General features: G+C 69.4%; 13 protein-coding genes and 1 pseudogene. 2 read left to right on the forward strand and 12 right to left on the reverse strand.

Annotated features, from left to right (window positions below; genetic code table 11):
- Positions 1 to 335 precede the first annotated feature (335 nt).
- Both CCN35_RS19410 and CCN35_RS19415 read right to left on the reverse strand, forming a co-directional pair.
- Positions 336 to 650 (reverse strand): annotated as a pseudogene (locus CCN35_RS19410) (VOC family protein); the annotation flags it as partial.
- Positions 651 to 653: 3 nt separating this feature from the next.
- Positions 654 to 1,487: a trans-aconitate 2-methyltransferase gene (locus CCN35_RS19415; RefSeq protein WP_067396426.1), complete on the reverse strand. Its 834-nt coding sequence runs from the start codon at positions 1,485 to 1,487 to the stop codon at positions 654 to 656.
- Positions 1,488 to 1,583: 96 nt separating this feature from the next.
- Between CCN35_RS19415 and CCN35_RS19420 the strand changes: the two genes are divergently transcribed.
- On the forward strand, positions 1,584 to 2,081 hold the full coding sequence (locus CCN35_RS19420; protein ID WP_067396423.1) for a MarR family winged helix-turn-helix transcriptional regulator: 498 nt from the start codon (positions 1,584 to 1,586) through the stop codon (positions 2,079 to 2,081).
- Here the strand turns inward: CCN35_RS19420 and CCN35_RS19425 are convergent.
- Positions 2,040 to 2,807 carry a response regulator transcription factor gene (locus CCN35_RS19425; protein WP_067396421.1) on the reverse strand — a complete coding sequence of 256 codons (768 nt, stop codon included), beginning with the start codon at positions 2,805 to 2,807 and terminating at the stop codon, positions 2,040 to 2,042. The genes CCN35_RS19420 and CCN35_RS19425 overlap by 42 nt on opposite strands.
- Before the next feature lie 221 nt (positions 2,808 to 3,028).
- Between CCN35_RS19425 and CCN35_RS19430 the strand changes: the two genes are divergently transcribed.
- A complete protein-coding gene (locus CCN35_RS19430) occupies positions 3,029 to 3,472 on the forward strand; it encodes a GNAT family N-acetyltransferase (RefSeq protein ID WP_067396418.1) in 444 nt (147 codons plus the stop codon).
- A gap of 63 nt (positions 3,473 to 3,535) precedes the next feature.
- Here the strand turns inward: CCN35_RS19430 and CCN35_RS19435 are convergent, their stop codons facing one another.
- The 9 genes from CCN35_RS19435 to CCN35_RS19470 form a co-directional block, all read right to left on the reverse strand.
- On the reverse strand, positions 3,536 to 4,072 hold the full coding sequence (locus CCN35_RS19435; RefSeq protein WP_425444308.1) for a Uma2 family endonuclease: 537 nt from the start codon (positions 4,070 to 4,072) through the stop codon (positions 3,536 to 3,538).
- 133 nt (positions 4,073 to 4,205) lie between these two features.
- On the reverse strand, positions 4,206 to 4,865 hold the full coding sequence (locus tag CCN35_RS28125; protein ID WP_143631671.1) for a hypothetical protein: 660 nt from the start codon (positions 4,863 to 4,865) through the stop codon (positions 4,206 to 4,208).
- Positions 4,865 to 7,045, reverse strand: a complete 2,181-nt coding sequence (locus tag CCN35_RS19440) for a hypothetical protein (RefSeq protein ID WP_211285553.1) — start codon at positions 7,043 to 7,045, stop codon at positions 4,865 to 4,867. The genes CCN35_RS28125 and CCN35_RS19440 overlap by 1 nt, the downstream gene beginning before the upstream one ends.
- A gap of 5 nt (positions 7,046 to 7,050) precedes the next feature.
- Positions 7,051 to 7,497 (reverse strand): hypothetical protein, encoded by a 447-nt coding sequence (locus CCN35_RS19445; RefSeq protein ID WP_086793740.1) that lies wholly within the window; start codon positions 7,495 to 7,497, stop codon positions 7,051 to 7,053.
- Positions 7,498 to 7,688: 191 nt separating this feature from the next.
- Positions 7,689 to 8,843: a galactokinase gene (gene galK, locus CCN35_RS19450; protein WP_086793742.1), complete on the reverse strand. Its 1,155-nt coding sequence runs from the start codon at positions 8,841 to 8,843 to the stop codon at positions 7,689 to 7,691.
- On the reverse strand, positions 8,844 to 9,812 hold the full coding sequence (gene galE, locus CCN35_RS19455; protein WP_067396404.1) for a UDP-glucose 4-epimerase GalE: 969 nt from the start codon (positions 9,810 to 9,812) through the stop codon (positions 8,844 to 8,846).
- Positions 9,809 to 10,957: a galactose-1-phosphate uridylyltransferase gene (locus tag CCN35_RS19460; protein WP_086793743.1), complete on the reverse strand. Its 1,149-nt coding sequence runs from the start codon at positions 10,955 to 10,957 to the stop codon at positions 9,809 to 9,811. Before CCN35_RS19460 ends, galE begins: the two co-directional genes overlap by 4 nt.
- A 433-nt stretch (positions 10,958 to 11,390) precedes the next feature.
- Positions 11,391 to 12,062: a response regulator transcription factor gene (locus CCN35_RS19465; protein ID WP_079129785.1), complete on the reverse strand. Its 672-nt coding sequence runs from the start codon at positions 12,060 to 12,062 to the stop codon at positions 11,391 to 11,393.
- Positions 12,063 to 12,397: 335 nt separating this feature from the next.
- Positions 12,398 to 14,026 (reverse strand): outer membrane protein assembly factor BamB family protein (locus CCN35_RS19470; protein ID WP_245863286.1); only part of this gene is annotated, 1,629 nt, incomplete at its 5' end.

The raw sequence follows: 14,026 nt of genomic DNA on the forward strand, positions 1-14,026 counted from the left end.
AATTATCAGACAGGCCCTAGGACCGGCCGGCCCGGGGGATCCCGCCTCCTGCCGGGCGGGGGCCGTCCGGTCCCCGGCCACCGGTCTCCGGCCGCCGTCCGGTTCCTAGTCCCCGGCTGCCGCCCGGTGTCCCTCTTCCGGCCGCGCCCTCGTCCCTCTTTCGGGTCCTTTTGAGCGCCTCTTTTTTCCTGCTCCTTCTCGGGCGCCTCCGGCTTCCAGGCGCCTTCGGCCGTCTTCGGCCGTCCCTGCCCGTCGCCGGACGCCTCCGCCCGTCCTTCGGGCCTCCCCGCTCGTCCCCGTGCGCCCTCCGCCTGCCTTCGGCGGTTCCCCGCCCGTCACCGGCCGGGGTCCCGGCCGGCCTCGCCGGGGTTCTCCCGGAAGGGCTCCAGGAACTCCAGCCGGCTGCCCACCGGGTCCCCGGAGAAGAAGCGCCGCCGGCCCGGCAGGCCGTCGTCCCGGGCGACGGGCGCTCCATGGGCCTCGAGCCGGGCGGTGTACGCGGCGACGCCGGTGGCCTTCAGGCCGGGGCGGGCCCTCCTCACGAGGCGGAAGTCCTGCTCGATGCCCGGGCAAAGCCGGACGGTCCCGGCCCGGAACCAGCAGCCGCCGCGTGCGGCCGGGGCCGGCGGCTCGGGGATCTCGGTCGTGCCCCCTTACTTCCCGGCGGTCTTCTTGACGGCCACGGCGAAGATCCGCCGGAACGGGAACGGGGTGCCGTGCGGGCCGGCCGGGTAGGCCTCGCGCAGGGCGGTGCGGTACTCGTCCAGGAATTCCTCGAGGGCTGCCGGGTCGTCGCCGAGGGCGGTGAGGACGGGCCGCAGCCCGGTGCCCTTCAGCCAGTCCAGGACCGGGTCCTCGCCGGTCAGCAGGTGGAGGTAGGTCGTCTCCCAGACGTCCGCCGTGCAGCCGAGGCCGGTCAGCCGTTCCAGGTACGCCTCGGGGGCGAGCACCGCGTCCTCGTGGCGGAGGGTGTCCGCGAGGCGGTCGCGCCAGCGGGCGGAGCCCGCGAGGTCGCGCATCAGCCGGTGGCTGGGGGCGGAGAAGTTGCCGGGCACCTGGAAGGCGAAGGTGCCGCCGGGGCGGAGGGCGGCGATCCAGTCGGCGAACCGGTCGGCGTGGCCGGGCACCCATTGCAGGGTGGCGTTGCTGACGATCAGGTCGTACGGCTCGTCGGGGGTCCAGGTGCGCACATCGGCGTGGGCGAAGTCGAGGCGTCCCCCGCCGGGGGTGGGGCCCTGGTGGTCGGTCACGGCCTTGTCGAGCATCTCGGGCGAGTTGTCGTAGCCGGTGATGTGTGCGGTGGGCCAGCGGTCGGCGAGCAGGGCGGTGACGTTGCCGGGGCCGCAGCCGAGGTCGGCGATGCGGGGCGGGCGGGGGCCTTCGGGCAGGTCGGGGATGCGGGCGAGCAGGTCGGTGAAGGGACGGGTGCGGTGGTCGGCGTGGCGCAGGTACTGGGCGGGGTCCCACACGGGTACGGGAGCGGGCATGTCGGCCTCCTCGGCTCTCGCTCCAACCTATATCTTGATGTCGAGAGAATGAATATCAAGAGACTTCACGTCGACACAACCACTACACTGACCGCTATGGAGGACGAGGTCGATCGGCTGGTCGCAGCGTGGCGCCGGGAGCGTCCGGACCTCGATGTGGGGCCGCTTGAAGTACTCAGCCGGGTGAGCAGACTGGCCCGGCACCTGGATCGTGCGCGGCGGCAGGCTTTCTCCGAGCACAGCCTGGAACCCTGGGAGTTCGACGTCCTGACGGCGCTCAGGCGCGCGGGAGCGCCGTACCAGCTCTCCCCCGGACAGCTGCTGACCCAGACCCTGGTCACCTCGGGCACCATGACCAACCGGATCGACCGGCTGGCGAAGAAGGGCCTGGTGGAGCGCCTTCCCGACCCCAACGACCGGCGTGGTGTCCTGGTCCGTCTGACGGAGGAGGGCCGGGACCGCGCGGACAGCTCCCTGGCGGAGCTGCTGGAGCAGGAGCGGGCGATCCTCGCGGAGCTGTCGCCCGCCCAGCAGGCCGAGCTGGCGAATCTGCTACGCCAGCTGACCGCCCCGTTCGACAACGTCTCCGGTTAGCTCGACGGGCCCCACTCCCGCGCGGCGGGCGAGGGCGACGGCGGCGAGGGTGGAGTGGACGCCGAGCTTGCCCAGGACGTTCTGCATATGGGTGCGCACGGTGTGCGGGGACAGGTACAGCCGTTCGGCGACGGCCTTGCGTCCGAGCCCGGCGACCATGCAGCGCAGCACCTCCCGCTCACGCGGGGTCAGCGACTCCACCAGGCGCTCGCTCTCGGTGCGGTGCCTGCGGGCGGCGGTCAGCTCCCGCAGGACGCCGGTGAGCAGGGCCGGTGGCAGATGGGTCTCGTCGCGCAGGACACCGCGGATGACGGTGAGCAGCCGGGACAGCGAGCAGTCCTTGGCGACCCAGCCGCAGGCCCCGGCCTGCAGGGCGAGTGCGGCGCGCTGCGGGTCGTCCTTCTCGGCCAGGACGACGGAGCGCACCGAGGGCTGGGCGTTGCGCACCCCGGAGACCAGGGAGATGCCGTCCACCAGCCCGTCCTCCTCGCCCTCCCGCACGGGGACGGCGGGGCGGGCCCCGGGGGCGCTTCTGCCGAGGTCGGCGTCGACGAGCATGACGTCGAAGCGGCGGCCCTCGGCTGCGGCCCGCTCCAGGCAGCGCAGCGCGGCCGGCCCGGACCCGGCGGCGGACACGTCGACGTCGGGCTCGGCGGCCAGGGCGGCGGCGAGCGACTCGGCGAAGATGCGATGGTCGTCGACGACCAGGACTCGGACACGGACCACGGAAAACCCCCTTCCCCAGGCTCCTGGCAGAGCAGGGGCTTCTCAACGTCGAAACGCGCCAAAGAATGCGCCGGAGAACGCCGACCGGCTCGTCCCCCGACGCTTCTCACCCCCCTGACCGGTACCGGCCCCCACCGGTACCGCTCTCAGAGTACGGGCGGTGAACGCCAGGGGAAGGCAATTCTCGGAACTGACCGTCCGACGCGTCTAGGGTGTGCCGCATGTTTCGTATCGAGGCAGAAGTCGACAAGGAGCGCCGTGATCTGCTCCATTCCCGCCTCCGCGACACAAACACGGCGGCCTCGCCGGTCATCGCCGCCCTGCGCGGAACTCCCGCCGCACACGAAACACCCCTGCACCTGTGGGCCCTGCACGACTCGGGCGCCCTGGCCGGCGGCCTGGTGGGCCACACCTGGGCGAGGTGGCTGCATGTGACCCATCTGTGGGTCGACGCCCCGCACCGCGGGGCGGGCCTGGGTTCCCGCCTTCTCCGGCAGGCCGAACGCATCGCCCGCGACCAGCGCGACTGCACGGCCGCCCGCCTGGAGACCTGGGACTTCCAGGCCCCGGGCTTCTACCGCCGGCACGGCTACGAGGTGGTGTGCGCGATCCCGGACTACCCGCCGGGGATCACGGAGTACACCCTGACGAAGCGCCTGGTCTGACGCCTGGGCCTCTGACTTCTGGGTCCGGCGTCCGAGGCCGGCTGCCCGAGCCGACGGCGGCCCTCAGAGCGCGTCGAGCGCCTCCGTGGTGATGCCGATGTCGTACGGCACGTCGAGCTTCAGCCGGTCGCGGTGGATACCGGTCAGGGCGTACGCCTGGGTCAGCGGGTCGAGTTCGCAGGTGCGGACCACGGGGTGGTGATCGGAGCCGCTCATCTCGGCCAGCCAGAAGTGCGGGATGCCCGCGGCGGCGTACTTGTGCGGCCTGGTGTCGTGGTCCCGGGCCCCGGCGTCCGGGGAGACGACCTCGGCGGCCGGCCGGACGTCGGCGACGGCGACGGCGCAATGAGTCTGCTCCCCGCCGGTGACCGCCTCCGCGCGGACCACACAGTTGTCGGGCTCCGGTCCGTTACGACGGTCCAGGACGACCGTCATCTCCCTGACGATCTTCATCGTCCCGGGAACCGTGCGGCGCAGACCGGTCGCCGGAAGGTCGATCACAGTGCTGTGGAGATACCGCTGCGGACCTGCGAAGACCAGGCTCCCGTCGATCAGCTCGGTGTGCGGCGGAAGGCCGGGCAGCGTGCACAGGTCGTCCACGGTGTATCCGTCCCGGGGCGGACGGCAGGACCGGCGACGCCCCCCGCGTCGACGCCATGGTCGTCGTGACGTCACTGATCGCACCGGTCGTCCTGTTCCCCGTCTCCCTCGCCCCGAGAAGGCTGCGTCCCCGTCAGTCGTCCTCGTAGCGGGGCAGCTCTTCGGGAAAGTCACGGGAAGGCTTGCACTTGGCCAGCTTGTAGGCGTGCTCGGCCAACTGGTAGGCGAAGTCGGTCAGATCCTGCCGCAACGACACGCCTGATGCCTTGGCCTGTCCGTAGACCCGGGCCTCTCCGATAACCGCGTACGGCTGGGAAGCATTGTGGGAAGGAACGGCGGGGGGCGCACAGGGTATGTAGACGGACGAAGTCGCACTGGAACCAGTCAGAGCCAGAGCTTCTACATCTCCCACGGAGACGCGGATGATCTTTCTCTGGCTACCGGCCCCCCGATAGTACTTGAGCCATTTATCTCTGGAGGTGGGCTGTGCCCGGGCTTCTCCCGAGAGGGACGAGTCGTTGCTGGTGGTGGCGTAGCACGAGAAAGTGAGGTTATGTCCAGCACCTCGAGTGCTGAAACCACTGTTGGCCGATCGCGCCTGCGGCAGCACTCGTTTTACCATGTCCCGCTCGAGCGTACCTTCGCACATTTTCTCCGGGAGAAGGTATATTCCCTTGACGAGGAAAATCCACCCAGCACCGCAAAAGATTCCGAGCGCCGCCAGAAAGAGCAGAAGGACTTTCACATCTCTTCTGACATCAAACACTTTCCGGTCCTTCTGCACCTTCTCCACTAAGGACGCTCCTTCGTGTTCTCCAGGTGTCCCTTACCGGCCTCCCACCCCTGATTGACAGCGTTGCGGACCAAATAGCTGACACCATCCTTGGGAAGTTCCACATGGTGTCGATCGAGCGCGTCTGCGGTGGACCATTGTGTTTGCCGATTTACGGAGTCCCACATCACATAGAGGTCCTTGGCACTCGCATACAGCCCCTCGTCCTTGGCGCCCTTCATCTGCTGCCCCTCGATCAGGCGGTCAACGGCCGCACCGGCAACGGCTCCGACTCCTCCCCCGACCACGGCCCCCATGAGTTCACCGCCGTACCTTTCAGGTAGCTTGAGGCCGGTGAGGCCGATCGAGATCCAACTCTTGGCGAAGTCTCCCTTTTGCTTCAGGGCGTCGTTGTAGTTCTTCTCTCCTTCGATGAAGGCCTTTGTCTCCCTGTCCGCAACGGAATGACCAACGATCCCCTCGATAACACCTGCATTCTTGGCAATACCCTCAAGGACCTGACTGCGGGGGCCGTCGTACAAGGAAGGGTTGGAAAGATGTGACTCAAGAAGGCTGGCCGTGTAGATTGTTTCTCCGTAGATGATTCCTGCTCTGCCCGAAGGGTCTGCGGCTGTTTCTGCAAGGAACCTCACAACGTTACGGACGGCTTCCTTTTGAAAGGCATCAGGACTTTCACTGTCCGTAAGGTAGATGGCTGCTGATTCAGCGCCAGCCAGCGCCTGGCTGATCTCCGGCATGTAAGCCGCTGCCATGTCCCCGAAACTCTCGCCCAGCCCCTTCTTCACCATGTCCGCGCCGTCTCCCCCTGGCTGTGCCACCGCCTCCATGATGTTCCCCATGATCCGCACCTGGGTCTTGCTGTGCGGCGGGGCCGTGGAGCTGGTGTCGCCGGCGGCGACTCCGGTGACGGCGCTCTCCAGGGCTCGTCCGAGAGCCTCTCCCCGGTCTGTGTATTTGACGGTGCCGAGCATGTGGTTCAGGTCCGATTTGGACTCGAAGGCGTGCACGGCCGCCTCGGGATTGTGGGAGAGCGCCGCGAACAGCCCCTTCAACGGGTCACGGCCGTTGTCGTCGCCGAAGACGAGATCCAGGGCGTCGTACCCCCTGATCCACAGGTCACGGGTACCCGACTTCCCTGCCGCCTTGTCCGCCTTGAACAGCTCCTTCCGGTAGTCGTCGAGGAACTCGGTGTCGAACCGTCCCTGGTGCAGAAGGCTGCTGATCACCTGGGCTCCGAGGGCACCGACGGGAAAGGGTGAGCCCGTGGCACGGAAGTTGGTGTTGCGCTCGGCGATGAGATCCTTCTTCCAGTCCTGCATGGCGCCCGAGTCCGAGAAGGTCGCCGTGGCCAGAGTCAGGCTCAGGTTGGTCTGCAGGTCCTTCATCGTCTCGAGTTCCGAGCCCCTGGCGCCTGCGTGAGCATGGGTCATCTCGGTCCAGAACTGGAGTACCCCCTTGGCCCCCAGACGTGTCGCGAACTGCTCCGCGAACAAGGGGTCGTCGTGGTACTTCCGCATCGTGCGGCTGAAGGCGGCGATGTCGTCGAGGCTCATGTCGGCCGGGTTCTTGGCCATCTTCGCCAGCCTCTCCGCAGCCGCGACGGCCCTGGCCGCCTCGTCCCGGTCCGCGTAGGAGGCATCGGTGAAGCCGTACTTGGCCTGGTCGACGAGAAGCCTCAGAGCCTTCGCGGCACTGTTGTCGCTCTGCGTCGCCTTGGTCAGGATGCTCTGAATCTCGTCGCGGAAGGCGTCCACCACCTTCTGGTCCGTCACACCGGTCTTTCCGCTGGGGTCGGACGCCCAGTCGGGCCGGGTGTTGCCGACCACGGTGAACGTGCCGTCACCGGTGTCGATCACGGTCAGGTTCTGTTCCGCGGCTCGCTTGATCGCGTCGTTCAGCTGAGCGCGGTAGCCGATGAGTTCTTCGCGCGTGTCCTTGAGGATTTTGGTGATGGAGTCGGCCTGGGTGTACGCGTCGGCGAACTCGGCGGCGGTCTTGGTGATGAACTCGCGGCTGACGGTGGCGTTGACTCCCGCCCACTTGGCCCTGTCGGCCTTCGCCTTGAGGTTGTCCTCGGCGTCCTTCTTCAGGTCGGCGAGTTTTTTCGTCATCTGTTCCCAGTCGGTGACCGCCTCACCAAGCTTGGCGAAGTTGCCGTGGCGCAGGGTGTCGAGGTCCATCGGCGTCAGTGGCCCTTCCGGTCGTCGAAACCCTTGTCGAGGGTGGCGATGCTGCTGACCGTGCCGGCGATGTAGGAGTCGTCGGTTGTGTGCCGGTTCTTGGTGTATCTCAGGTGGTTGGAGATATGGGCGCAGGCGTCCAGCAGGGTCTTGCTCTGCTCGCTCCAGCGCCGGGCCACATGCTCCAGCGCGCCTCCCAGGGCGAAGCCCTCGCCCTTGAGTCCGCTCGCGGCCGCCTCGGAGGCCGCACGCGCGTGCCTGCTGTAGCTCGTGAAACGGTCGAACAGCTCATGGGCCGCCTTGCCGACCTCTTCGAGGTCCTTCTGCCCTGCCATGAGGTCTCCCTGGGTGCTGCCACCCGCTTGACCGGCCGGGTACTGGTTGAGCTGCATCCTCGTGGAACGCCGTTCGGCCGCCTGGGCTTTCAGCTGCTCCCACTCATCCCACGCCATATGCCCTCCCCCCGTGTCCGACGGTGTGCCCCTGGTCACGCAGTGCCGCTCCATGAACACTACCGTTGCCCGTCAAAGCCTCTGTGGGACTTGGCCGTTCGGGGCTCGGTGTCCAGTGCGGCCATGACGGTGCCGGCCCTGTGCACGATCGGCGTGCACGGGGCCGGTGCGGGCTGCGGGGGCAGGGGGCGTCAGTCCACTCGGTGTGCGCCCGCCGAGGGAACCGCCTCGAAGACGCGTGGGGGTGTGTGGCCCGCCGTGGTGAAGGCTTTCTCGATCGCCTCGGTCACCGGCTCGACGTCGGTCTCCTCCACGAGTGTGATCGCCGAGCCGCCGAAGCCGCCGCCGGTCATGCGGGCGCCCAGGGCGCCGGCGGCGAGGGCCGTGTCGACGACCAGGTCCAGCTCCGGGCAGGAGACCCGGAAGTCGTCGCGCAGGGAGATGTGCCCCTCGGTCAGGATCGGGCCTATGGAGCGCAGGTCGTCCGACTGCAGGTGGGAGACGACGCGTTCGACGCGGGCGTTCTCCGTGACCACGTGGCGGACCAGGCGGCGGACCTCCTCCTCGTCGCCGAGGCGGTCCAGTGCCGCGTCCAGGCCGTCGGCGGGGATGTCGCGCAGGGCGTCCACGCCCAGCAGGGCCGCGCCCTTCTCGCAGCCCTCGCGGCGCCTGCCGTACTCGCCGTCGCTGTGGGCGTGCCCGACCCGGGTGTCGACGACCAGCAGACGCAGCCCCTCGGCCGCGAGGTCGAAGGGGATCTGACGCTGGGACAGGTCGCGGGTGTCCAGGAACAGGGCGTGGCCCGCCTCGCAGCAGGCCGAGGCGGTCTGGTCCATGATGCCGGTGGGGGCGCCGACGTAGATGTTCTCGGCGCGCTGGCACAGGCGGGCCAGCTGCCAGCCCCTCAGATTCAGGCCGTGCAGGTCGTTGAGGGCCAGGGCCACCACCACCTCCAGCGCCGCGGACGACGAGAGGCCGGCGCCCGTGGGAACCGTCGAGGACAGGTGGATGTCCGCGCCCGTCATCTCGTGGCCCGCCTGGCTCAGGGCCCAGACCACGCCCGCGGGGTAGGCGGTCCAGTTCCGGTCGGACTCGGGGGTCAGGTCGGCGACCCGCAGTTCCACGGGTGCTCCCGGCATGTCCGCCGAGTGCAGGCGCAGAACGCCGTCGGTGCGGCGCGCGACCGCGGCGAGGGTGGTGTGCGGCAGCGCGAAGGGCATCACGAAGCCGTCGTTGTAGTCGGTGTGCTCGCCGATGAGGTTGACGCGGCCCGGCGCCGCCCAGACCCCTTCCGGTGCGGTGCCGTACAGCGCGGTGAAGCCTTCCCGGACCTCAAGTGCCCCCACTTACCTCTCCCTTGCGATGTACTGGGCGAACTCCCAGGCGTCCGCGACGATACCCGCGAGGTCCGTGCGGGTGGGGTTCCAGCCGAGTTTTTCGCGGGCGGCGTCGGCCGAGGCGACCAGGACCGCCGGGTCGCCGGCCCGGCGCGGGGCCACGACCTCGGGGATGGGGTGGCCGGTGACCTGCCGGGCGGTCTCGATGACCTCCCGGACGGAGAAGCCGTTGCCATTGCCGAGGTTGCAGATCAGGTGCTCGCCCGGGGTGGCCGCCCGCAGGGCGAGGAGGTGGGCCTCGGCCAGGTCGGCGACATGGATGTAGTCGCGTACGCAGGTGCCGTCGGGGGTGGGGTAGTCGTCGCCGAAGACGGAGATCGCGTCCCGGCGGCCCTGGGCGACCCGCAGGACCAGGGGGATCAGGTGGGACTCGGGGTCGTGGCGTTCGCCGTACGGTCCGTGGGCGCCGGCCACGTTGAAGTAGCGCAGCGAGACCGCGCCCAGGCCGTGGGCCGCCGCCTCGCTGGTGATCATGTGGTCGACGGCGAGCTTGGAGGCGCCGTAGGGGTTGGTGGGCCGGGTCGGGGCGGTCTCGACGATCGGGATCTGCTCCGGTTCGCCGTAGGTGGCCGCCGTGGAGGAGAAGACCAGCGTGCGCACCTCGGCCTCGCGCATGGCGGCGAGCAGGGCCATCGTGCCGCCGACGTTGTTCTCCCAGTACTTCTCCGGTTTCACCACCGACTCGCCCACCTGGGAGAACGCGGCGAAGTGCAGCACCGCGTCGAACGACGGGTCCATCCATTTGGCGGCGTCGCGGATGTCGCCCTCGATGAAGGAGGCGCCGGCCGGCACGCCCTCGCGGAAGCCCGTGGAGAGGTTGTCGAGCACGACGACCTCGTGGCCGGCCTCCAGCAGATGCTGGGCGACCACGCTGCCGACGTAGCCCGCGCCGCCCGTCACCAGGTATTTCCCGCTCATGAACTCGCTACCTCTCGCAGTCTCTCCGCCGCGCGCTCGGGCGGCACGTCGTTGATGAACACGCTCATGCCGGATTCGGAGCCGGCAAGGAACTTCAGCTTGCCGGAAGTGCGGCGGATGGTGAGAAGCTCGACATGCAGCGCGAAGTCGTCGCGGGTCACTGGGCCGAACTCCGCCAGCGAGCCGAACGGGGCCTGGTGCCAGGCCGCGATGTACGGCGTGGGAAGGCCGTCCCCGGGGCCGCTCCGTCCGTTCCGTCCGTCCTGTCCGGGCCGTCCACTCGGTGAGCTCTGCTCGTTCTGTCCGTTCGGTCCGTTCGGTTCGTCGAAGATGCGGTCGAAGCGCCTCAGCAGTTCCAGGTACACCCGCGGGAACTCCGCGCGTTCCGCCTCGTCGAGCGCGAGCAGGTCGGGGACGCGGCGCCTGGGGTACAGGTGGACCTCGTAGGGCCAGTGCGCCGCGTACGGCACGAAGGCCACCCAGTGCTCGCCCTCGAGGACGACGCGCTCGTCGGCGAGTTCCCGTTCCAGGACGGCGTCGAAGAGGTTCTCGCCGCCGGTGGTCTCCTTGTGCGCCGCCAGTGAGCGCAGCATCAGGGCGGTGCGCGGGGTGGTGAAGGGGTAGGCGTAGATCTGGCCGTGCGGGTGGCCCAGGGTCACACCGATCTCCGGCCCGCGGTTCTCGAAGCAGAACACCTGCTTGACCGACGGCAGATGCGACAGCTCCGCCGTGCGGTCCGTCCAGACGTCCAGGACCAGCCGTGCCTGCTCCTCGCTCAGGTCGGCGAAGGAGGCGTCGTGGTCGGAGGTGAAGCAGACGACCTCGCAGCGGCCCGAGTCGCCGGACAGTGCCGGGAAGCGGTTCTCGAAGACCACCACGTCGTACGAGGAGTCGGGGATCTCGCTCGGTCTTCCGTCCCGGGACGGGCACAGGGGGCACTCGTCGGCGGGCGGGTGGTAGGTGCGGCCCTGGCGGTGGGAGGCGATGACGACCGCGTCGCCGAGCAGGACGTCCCGGCGTATCTCGGAGGTGGTGACCGCGCGTTCCAGCGGGCGCCGGTCGGGTGCGCCGCGCACGGTGTCGTCCCGCAGGTCGTAGTAGATGAGCTCACGACCGTCGGCCAGCCGGGTCGAGGTCTTCTTCACTGTCGGACTCCCTACTGGTCCCGGGCCCGCTCCTGTCAGCCCCCACCACCCATCCAACACAATCAAACATAACACATCATAAACAATCATCCGTGAAGGTCTCGGAGGAAGGGCGGGCCGAAGGAGGGCACGACGGTCCCGGGCACGACGGTCCCGGGCACGGCGGTCCCGGCGCGACGGCCGAAGGGCACCAGGGCCGAGGACAAGGGCGAAGGACAGTCAGGACATCCCGGAGGATGCGGCCGGAGGGCACGAGGTGCGAAGGCGCGGTGGGCGCCGTCACCGGCCGCCCGCCGGGTGAGCGGTGGCAGCGCTCACCGCTCACCCGGCGGCACAAAGGCGCCACCGAGGCGGGCCCTGGTGGCATGAAGGACAACGGGCACGAGGACAGAGGGCCGGCGGGTGCCGTGGGCGTGCGCCGGGCCGGCCGTGGCTACGTCGGGCGGGCCACCTGGTCCAGCAGGCCGGTGCGGGCGGCCAGGGCCGCCGCCTCCAGGCGGGAGCCCACGCCCAGCTTCATCAGGACGCGCTGGACATGGGTGCGGGCCGTGCTGGGGGCGATGCCCATGCCGGCCGCGATCAGCCGGGTGTCCTCGCCCTCGGCGACCCGGACCAGGACCTCCACCTCGCGCGGGGTGAGCAGTTCCAGAAGGCGCCGGCCCTCGTCGTCCGGCTGGGCGGAGGGGTTCAGCAGCTCGTCGAAGGCGCTCTGGAGCAGCTGCGGGGCGATCGCCGCCTCGCCCGCCCTGGCCTTGATGATCGCCCGCTCGACGCCCTCGATGCGCTCGTCGTGGCGTACGTAGCCCGAGGCGCCGGCGGCGAAGGCGGCCGCGATGCCGCGCGGCGACGGGACCGGTCCCAGGACGACCACCGCGACCTGGGGACGCTCCCGTTTGATCTTCACCACCGGGTCGAATGTGCCCGGCTCGGCCGGTGTTCCCGTGCCGAACAGGCACACCTCCGGCGCACGGCTGATCACCACGTCGGCCGCGCCCGCGGTCGGTGCCGCCGCGGCCAGTACACGGTGTCCGCGCAGCTTCAGCGCCGAGGCCAGTGCCTCGGCGAGCAGTCGGTGGTCGTCGACCACCATGAGCCGCACTCCCAATCGAGCCCCCCAATCCCCCCAGCGGACGCTCACAGCCCGACGGGCAGTGGTTCCCCCGGTACACCGCCCTTCATGCCCTCGGAAGCTACACGCTTGTTCGACGTCGCGCTGCCCCTACCGGCGAGAAGTGCCCCTGATCGACGGACTTTTTGGGATTCCTCTCCTTCCAGGGGCCTTCGTGGGGCCTTCGTGCGCCCCTCCGCGCGCCCTCCGCGCGTCCTTCGAGAAGCCGTCGAGGGGCCCTTCAAGGGTCCTTCGGAGGTCGTCCGAGGACCGCTCGAGGGCCCCTCGAGGGTCACGGCTGCGGGATCCCGGCCGAGGTCACGACCGGGAGGTCATTCGCTCGCGCCGAAGGCCAGCACCAGGTACTGCTTGCCGAAGGCCGACCTCATCTTGCTGGCGTGGATCGCCGACATGTAGAGGCGGCCCTGGGAGTAGTGGATCTCGGAGTAGTCCGGGGACATGGTCATCTCCGCGTTCCGCACGTTCCGGCTGGCCGGGTTCTCCAGCAGCTTGGTCACCTTGAAGGTGTTGCCGTCGATGCTCACGACCTGGCCGCCCTTGTTGTAGGGCGGGCGCTTGTAGGCGATGACGTTCCCGCCGTCCATGCGCAGCGGGTAGATCTGGTAGCCGTCGCCCGCGTCCGCGCGCTGGCCGGTCTGCTTGCCGGTGCCGAGGTCGAAGGCGACGATCTCGTTGGTCTTGGTGTACTCCTCGGTGCCGTCGTGCTGCTCGGTGGGCACGTACAGCCGGTCGTTGCCGACCGCGATGCCCGTGCAGTGCTCGATCCTGCTGATGTTGTCGCAGCGGGCGGCGTACTTGTCGCCGGGCGCCGAGATGCGGGTGCGCAGCTTGCCGGTCCGGTTGTCGATGGAGAAGAAGTCCGAGATGCCGCTGCCGTCGCCGGCGCTGCGGTTGACGTCGGCCGCGACGACCAGCGGGTTGGTGGAGACGATCGACGCGTACTCGATGCCCTTGGTCATCTTGTACTCGGAGATCACCTTCCCGGACTTCGGGTCGATGGTCTGGATGTGCAGCTGCCGCTGGTCGTACGGGCCGCACTTGCGCACCGCGACCAGCTTCTCGCCGCCGCCGTAGCCGGCGTCGTAGCAGGTGTCGTCCGGCTTGGGGAGCCACAGGGCCTTGCCGTCGGCGATGCTGAAGGCGGCGCCGCCGCTGGTGCTGCCCACGGCGACCGTGCCGCCGCTGATGGTGATGTTGTCCAGGCTGACGTCCTGGTCACCGGACTTGACCGTCTGCGTCCACAGCTTCTTGCCGGTGTCGAGGTCGATCGCCGCGACCTGGCTGCAGCCGTGGAAGCGCTTGGTCGCGGTCGGCATGGCGGGCTCGTACAGGATCGCCGTTCTGTTGTCCGAGGTGACGTGGCGGGTGGCCTGGCACACCGGACCGGGCAGCTTCAGGGTCCACAGCTTGGTGCCCTTGACGGGGTCGTAGCCGACGATCTCGGCGTTGCCGGTCTTGGCGTACACCTTGTTGGTGAGCCAGGAGCCGGAGGTGGAGACCGTCTCGGTCACCTCCGGCATCGGCACCTGGAACAGGACCTGGGAGGCGGTGTTGGCGGGCACCTTCTCCTTGCCTCCGGAGGAGGCTCCGCCGGTGCCGCCCTTGTCGCTGTCGCTGCTCGCGGTGTTCTGCTTGCCGTCGTCGCCGGACGACTTCGAGTACCAGACCCCGCCGCCGATGATGAGCGCGATCGCGACGACGGCCGAGAGGATGATCGCCAGCTGGGTCCTGCCCTTGCCGCCACCGCCCGGCTGTCCCCCCTGGGGGTGCATCGACACGGTCGGCGGCTGGGCGGGGTAGCCGTAGCCGGGCTGCGGAGTCCCGTACGGGCCCGGCTGCGAGCCGTACGGCTGGGCGTACGGGTTGTTCGGCTGTGGGGAGGTCTGCGGGTAGCCGTAGCCCGGCGCCGGCTGGGGGGCCTGCGGATAGCCGTAGCCGGG

It is taken from the genome of Streptomyces thermovulgaris, assembly GCF_002155915.1.
Classification (GTDB): Bacteria; Actinomycetota; Actinomycetes; order Streptomycetales; family Streptomycetaceae; genus Streptomyces; species Streptomyces thermovulgaris.